This window comes from Bradyrhizobium manausense, assembly GCF_001440035.1.
Taxonomy (GTDB): Bacteria; Pseudomonadota; Alphaproteobacteria; order Rhizobiales; family Xanthobacteraceae; genus Bradyrhizobium; species Bradyrhizobium manausense.
Genome location: NZ_LJYG01000110.1, coordinates 194,341 through 199,877, shown reverse-complemented (window position 1 = coordinate 199,877; position 5,537 = coordinate 194,341). Strand labels below are relative to the sequence as shown.

Genomic DNA, 5,537 nt, shown 5'->3' with positions numbered 1-5,537 from the left:
GTGACCGGCGGGTGCTTGAGAGCAGAAGAAGAAGCTGGACTCATGCATTCAAGATAGCACGCCAAAGGAACAAATCAAGAACAAGAATCGACAACGCGAAAACAACCCCATGCACAGTAGCGCTGCCCAAACTTCGCGCGCGGTCCTTTGACCTCACGCAACACCGCGTGACCTCGATCCCGTTTGATGCGGCGGAAGGATCGATCTCGCCGGAACCCGGTTGATGACGATCCCGGGCGAAGGTCGGCATGATCATGACATTTCAACAACAATCGTCCGCTGCAAGCAGCGACCTCGATCTCCTCGATCGCTACTGGCGTGCGGCCAACTATCTCTCCGTCGGGCAAATCTACCTGTTGGATAACCCGCTGCTGCGCGAGCCGCTCCGGCCCGAGCACATCAAGCCGCGCCTGCTCGGCCATTGGGGCACGACGCCGGGGCTGAACTTCATCTATGCGCACTTCAACCGCGTCATCCGCGCGCTGGACCTGAGCGTGCTCTATGTCTGCGGTCCCGGCCATGGCGGCCCGGGCATGGTGGCGAACACTTATCTCGAAGGCAGCTACAGCGAGGTCTATCCTGACATCCCGCGCGATGCGGACGGGCTACGAAAACTGTTCAGGCAATTCTCCTTCCCCGGCGGCATCCCGAGCCATGCAGCGCCGGAAACGCCGGGCTCGATCCACGAAGGCGGCGAGCTCGGCTACGCGCTGGTGCACGCCTATGGCGCGGCCTTCGACAATCCCGACCTGATCGTTGCCTGCGTCGTCGGCGACGGTGAGGCCGAGACCGGCCCGCTGGCAGCGTCCTGGCATTCAAACAAGTTCCTCAATCCCGCACATGATGGCGCCGTGCTGCCGATCCTGCACCTCAACGGCTACAAGATCGCGGGTCCAACCGTGCTCGGCCGGATGCCCGACAGCGAGATCCGCGATCTGTTCCGCGGATTCGGCCACGAGCCGCTGTTCGTCGCAGGCGACGATCCCAAGCTGATGCACCGGGCGATGGCCGATGCGCTCGACGTCGCGATCGCCAGCATCCGCTCGATCCAGCTGCACGCCCGCGACGGGCGTGCGAGCGTGGAGCGGCCGCGCTGGCCGATGATCGTGCTGCGCAGCCCGAAGGGCTGGACCGGCCCGAAGGAGGTTGACGGGAAAAAGGTCGAAGGCTTTTGGCGCGCGCATCAGGTGCCCGTCGCGAACTGCCGGGAGAACCCGGCTCACTTGAAGATTCTCGAAGACTGGATGCGCAGCTACGAGCCGGACCAGCTGTTCGACGCCAGCGGCGCGCTCGTTCCCGAGCTTCAGGCCCTCGCGCCCCAAGGTAACAGACGCATGGGCGCCAACCCGCACGCCAATGGCGGGCTGCTCAAGAAGGAGCTGAAGCTGCCCGACTTCCGCAGCTTTGCCGTCGAGGTGCCGCGGCCCGGCGGCGTGACAAGCGAAGCCACACGCGAGCTCGGCAAGTTCCTGCGCGACGTCATCCGCCTCAACGCCGGGGAGCGCAATTTCCGCATCGTGGGTCCTGATGAGACCGCATCAAACCGCCTCGATGCCGTGTTCGATGCGACCGAACGGGTCTGGATGGAGCCGATCGAACCTTACGACGTGCATCTGGCACAGGACGGCCGCGTGATGGAGGTCTTGAGCGAGCACCTCTGCCAGGGCTGGCTCGAAGGCTATCTGCTGACCGGACGGCACGGCTTCTTCTCCTGCTACGAGGCCTTCATCCACATCGTGGATTCCATGTTCAACCAGCACGCCAAATGGCTGAAGGTGACGCGGCACCTGCCATGGCGACGGCCGATCGCCTCGCTGAACTATCTCCTGACCTCGCATGTCTGGCGCCAGGACCACAACGGCTTCAGCCACCAGGACCCGGGGTTCGTCGATCTCGTCGCCAACAAGAAGGCCGACATCGTCCGCATCTATTTCCCGCCCGACGCCAACACGCTGCTTTGGATCGCCGATCATTGCCTGCGCACCTACAACCGCATCAACGTCATCGTCGCCGGCAAGCAGCCGGCGCCACAATGGCTGTCGATGCAGGAGGCCGCGACGCATTGCGATGCCGGCATCGGCATCTGGACCTGGGCCAGCAACGAGGACGCGAACAGCGAACCCGACGTGGTGATGGCCTGCGCCGGCGATGTGCCGACCTTGGAGACGCTCGCCGCCGTCGACCTGCTGCGCAAGGCGCTGCCGGAGTTAAGGATCCGCGTCGTCAACGTCGTCGACCTCATGACGCTGCAACCCAGGGAGCAGCATCCCCATGGCCTGTCCGATCGCGATTTCGACAGCCTGTTCACGAAGGACAAGCCCGTGATCTTCGCCTATCACGGCTATCCCCACCTGATCCACCGCCTCACCTATAACCGCACCAACCATGCCGGCCTGCATGTGCGCGGCTTTGCCGAGGAAGGCACCACCACGACGCCGTTCGACATGGTCGTGCTCAACGAGCTCGACCGCTACCACCTCGCGATCGAGGCGATCGAGCGCGTGCCAGGCCTGTCGACCAAGGCCGCACAGGTCAAACAGCAGTTTCGCGACAAGCTGATCGAGCATTCGCGTTATGTACGCGAGCATGGCGAGGACATGCCGGACATTCAAAATTGGGTCTGGCAGAACAGTGCCGGCGGCACCACGCCGGCCGAAGCCGGCGATTGACGGCGCCATGGCGGACGCGGTCCTTGTCCTCAATGCGGGCTCGTCGAGCATCAAGTTCGGCTTGTTCGAGATCTCGGGCACCGAACCTGCCCTGCTCTGCAAGGGCCTGCTCGACGAGCACGAGGCGAAGCCGCGGCTGGTGGCCAAGACCCCATCGGGCGAGGCCCTGTTCGAGACCCAGCGGCAGGCGTCGGATGCCGACGGCGGCCATCTGTTCGCCGACGTGCTCGCTTTCGTCGAGGACCGCTTCGGTGATCACCGCTTGCGCGCTGTCGGTCACCGCATCGTTCATGGTGGCCCGGAATATTCAGGCCCGGTGGAATTGACTGACGAGGTCTACGCCAAGCTGGAGGCGCTGACGCCGCTGGCGCCGCTGCATCAGCCGCGGTGCCTCGCACCGGTCCACCCGGTCAGAATGATCCGGCCTGCGCTGACGCAGATCGCCTGTTTCGACACCGCGTTTCATCACGGCATGACGCCGCCGATGAATCGCTTCGCGATCCCGAAGCGCTACGAGGTGCAGGGCCTGCGGCGCTACGGCTTCCACGGGCTCTCATTCGAATATATCGCAGGCCGGCTCGCCGAGATCGCGCCGCAACTCGCCACGAAGCGCGTCGTCATCGCCCATCTCGGTAATGGCGCAAGCCTCTGCGCCATGCGCGAGGGCCGCAGCGTCGACACTACAATGGGACTGACACCGCTCGACGGTCTCGTGATGGGCACCCGCTGCGGGGCGATCGATCCAGGCGTGCTGCTTTATTTTCTCCAGCATGAGAAGATGACGAGCGAAGATCTACAGCATCTGCTCTATCACGAGTCAGGGCTGCTGGGCGTCTCCGGCCTCTCCGCGGACATGCGGACGCTGCTGGCGAGCAGCGAGGCGTCCGCGCACGAGGCGGTCCATCTCTTCGTCTTCCGCGCAGCGCAGGAGATCGCGGTCATGGCCAACACGCTGGGAGGGCTCGACGGCCTCGTCTTCACCGGCGGAATTGGCGAGCATGCGAAAGAGATCCGCAGCGCCATCGGCGAGCGGCTCGCCTGGCTCGGCGTGCGCATCGATGCAGCGGCGGATGAGAAGGGGCGCGAGCGGATCAATGCGGAGGACAGTGCTGTCGATCTGTTCGTCATCCCGACCAACGAGGAGCTGACAATCGCACGGCATTGTGTCGCGGTGCTGCAAGCTGCGGGGACTGTATCGTAGGGNGGGTGGGCAAAGCGGAGCGTGCCCACCACTTTCATGATACGGGCCAGGTGGTGGGCACGGCGCAAGTGCGCCTTTGCCCACCCTACGAGACCTCGCTCGCCGAGACATCCGGCACGACAACGCGCAGGCTCGACGCTCAGTGACCCCCCGCGAAGATCTGGACACACCCGATCACGACTTCGATCACGATCAGCACCACCACCGCGATTTCGAGCCGCAGTGAGCGTTGCGTGTCGATGATGTCGGTCAGCGCGTCGGCGGTCTCGGAAATAACCGTGAGCTTCCGCTCCAGCGTGTCGAGGCGCTCCTTCAGCTCGTACTCATCTTCGAGACGCGCATAGAGCCGGTCGAGCTGGGGTTTTTCCCAGAGCGCATCGGGCTTCTCGGCGACCGCAACGCGGCCGGCGACGCGCTGCTGCACCAGCAGCGCGTTGCCGATCAATTGCAGGATGCCCCTGCGGCGTCGCGACGTCCGGCCCTTCTCGGCAAGCTCCCGCGCGAAGGGCTCGATGACATCGAAGACCGCAGCGACACGCCGCTCGTCGCGCGCCAGTGACGTGCTCTTGGCGAGCGCGTCCGCGATCAGCAACAGTCGCTCGTCGGAGAACTTGGAGAGGCAGATCGGCCCGCCCGGCTGGATCGCCTCGGCGCTTTCGTCCTTGCACAGCTGCGCCTGGGCGGTCTCCTCCTCGATCGGGCTGAGCTCGCCGGTCACGCGGGACTTCAGGCTGTCGAGCAACACCTTCTCCTCCGAAGGGAGGAGGCCGATCAGCACCACGACACCGTAGCGGAAGATCACGGCGAGGCCGCCATGGACGCGAAACGCCGCCGGCGTCGAGGACACGAGGGTGCCGAGTTCGAGGTTCGAGGCGTTGATGCGTTCGCCGAGCATCACGGCGCGGATCCGCAAGGTCGGCGCGGGGTCCGGCTTCGGCGATGTTGACAGCGCACCAGCGGGAAGTTGATCGACGGTCATTGGACATCTCGCTCCCGTCACTCGCCGAAATATTCGGCAATATGACCACCCTGCACGCGACACATTCGACCGCGATGGACCGGCGGTGGTTTACCATGGCCGACCAAACGCCGCCAAAAGTTGCACTCGGCATCGCTGCGTGTTTATGACAATATCATAACGAGTTACGCTTCTCCCGAAGTGCTGATATCGAAGCCTCAATCATGCTGAGCGTCATCATAGCGACTGAAGGCGTCGAGCAGACGGCGGTCGCAACTCTGGCCGCGCTGGTTCCCGGCGCCGCAGCGGGCATCATCAAGGAAGTTTTGCTGGTCGACGGCACCCGCAACGGCGTCATCGAGCGCGTTGCCGACGTCGCCGGCTGCCGTTACATCGGCTATGAGGGAACTTCGCAGGGCGCAGCGCTGGCCGCCGGCGCACTCCAGGCCCGTTCGCCGTGGCTGATGTTCCTCCCGGCCGGCGCGGTGCTGGACACCGGCTGGATCGAGGAAACAACCCAATTCATCCAGGCCGTCGCGGCCAGTGGCCGGGACCGCGCGGCCGTGTTTCGCTACGCGCGTTCGCCCTACGCAAATACCGGTTTCCGCGACCTGCTCTGGTTTGTGGCGCGCAAGCTGGTCGGCCCGCTCGGCGATCAGGGGCTTTTGATCGCGCGAGACCATTACGACAGGATCGGCGGCTATCCACC

Annotated in this window: 4 protein-coding genes and 1 pseudogene; 4 read left to right on the top strand and 1 reads right to left on the bottom strand. The window is 64.5% G+C overall.

Annotation, left to right across the window (positions count from 1 at the left end):
• The 3 genes from AOQ71_RS46745 to AOQ71_RS35315 all read left to right on the top strand — a co-directional run.
• On the top strand, positions 1-224 hold a 224-nt coding region (locus AOQ71_RS46745; RefSeq protein ID WP_205668295.1), incomplete at its 5' end, for a hypothetical protein.
• A gap of 30 nt (positions 225-254) precedes the next feature.
• Positions 255-2,669: a phosphoketolase family protein gene (locus AOQ71_RS35320; protein ID WP_057757264.1), complete on the top strand. Its 2,415-nt coding sequence runs from the start codon at positions 255-257 to the stop codon at positions 2,667-2,669.
• A gap of 7 nt (positions 2,670-2,676) precedes the next feature.
• The gene (locus tag AOQ71_RS35315; protein ID WP_057757262.1) at positions 2,677-3,870 is read left to right on the top strand and encodes an acetate/propionate family kinase; all 1,194 of its coding nucleotides are present in this window, start codon (positions 2,677-2,679) and stop codon (positions 3,868-3,870) included.
• Positions 3,871-4,009: 139 nt separating this feature from the next.
• Here AOQ71_RS35315 and AOQ71_RS35310 read toward each other — a convergent pair whose 3' ends face one another.
• The gene (locus AOQ71_RS35310; protein WP_057757157.1) at positions 4,010-4,849 is read right to left on the bottom strand and encodes an RMD1 family protein; all 840 of its coding nucleotides are present in this window, start codon (positions 4,847-4,849) and stop codon (positions 4,010-4,012) included.
• A 203-nt stretch (positions 4,850-5,052) separates the two neighbouring features.
• Between AOQ71_RS35310 and AOQ71_RS35305 the strand changes: the two are divergent.
• A pseudogene (locus AOQ71_RS35305) lies at positions 5,053-5,537 on the top strand (glycosyltransferase family protein); the annotation flags it as partial.